1 protein-coding gene is annotated in these 998 nt (G+C 78.8%); it reads right to left on the reverse strand.

From position 1 onward, the window contains the following. Positions 1 to 779 (reverse strand): glycogen debranching N-terminal domain-containing protein (locus G3I53_RS01535; protein WP_343240537.1); only part of this gene is annotated, 779 nt, incomplete at its 3' end. Positions 780 to 998 lie beyond the last annotated feature (219 nt).

A 998-nucleotide genomic window follows, 5' to 3' on the forward strand; every position in this document is an offset into this window, starting at 1 on the left:
AGCGCGTCGGCGGCGGCCGGACCGCAGCGCCAGGGCGCGCCGGCCGCGAGGTGGGTGTCCGAGGGGTTGGCGGGGTCGCGGAGCAGCAAGGACCGCAGATCGTCGATGCTGGTCCGCACCAGGGCGGCGACCCGTGGGTCGTCACCCGTGGCCTGCGCCGGCGCGAGGGGGTTGCCGGCCGCGTGGCCCACGGCACGCAGGGGTGCCCCGCTGCCGGGCCGCACTCTCAGCAGCACGCCCGCTCTGCCGCCCGGCGGCAGGTCGAGCTCCCAGCGCAGGACTCCCGCGGAGGCCAGGGCGTCGGCGGGCGGGGGTTCGGCCGTGACCGTGGCGCTCGTGCCGCCGGAGGACCAGCGCAGCCCGGAGTCGTACACGTGGGCGGGCAGTTCCGGCCCCGCGCTGCCGGACGCGATCGCCGCGAGATCGGCCAGGTCCGTGCCGAGCGTCACCTCGACGGGGAGGCGGAGCGGGTGCGGGGCCGCGCTGTGCAGCGTGATCCGCTCCGTGCCGTCCGCGCACCGGATCCGTTCGACCAAGATGTCCGGGTCCGGGCCCGACTGCGGGGACGCCCGGAGCGTCCCGACGAACCGGACGCGGTCGGCGCCGGTCCTCCGGGCCTGCACCGCGAGCGGTTCCCGCCCGGCCACGCGCAGCCCGCACCGCGCCAGCAGGCGGGTGGCCGCCCGGTAGAACCCCTCCAGCCCCTGACCCGTCAGCTGCCCCTGGTCCGTCGAGATGACGAGACCGGGGAGGGCGACACCGACCAGGGCGGTGTGCACCGCCGGGAGTTCTCCCCACCCCCGGGAAGCACGCCCCGGCGCCTCCCGGGCAGGTGCGGGGGCCCGCCTCTCCCGGGTGCGGTCCACCGCGGCCGGCGTGCGTCCGGGGCGCGGGTCGACGTGCGGGCCGACGCCCGGCCCGATGCTCGGTCCGGTGCTCGGTCCGGTGCTCGGTCCGGTGCTCGGCCCGGTGCTCGGCCCGGCGTGCGGGCCAGCGCT

Origin of the sequence: Streptomyces sp. SID14436 (assembly GCF_010548465.1) — a bacterium.
GTDB lineage: Bacteria > Actinomycetota > Actinomycetes > Streptomycetales > Streptomycetaceae > Streptomyces.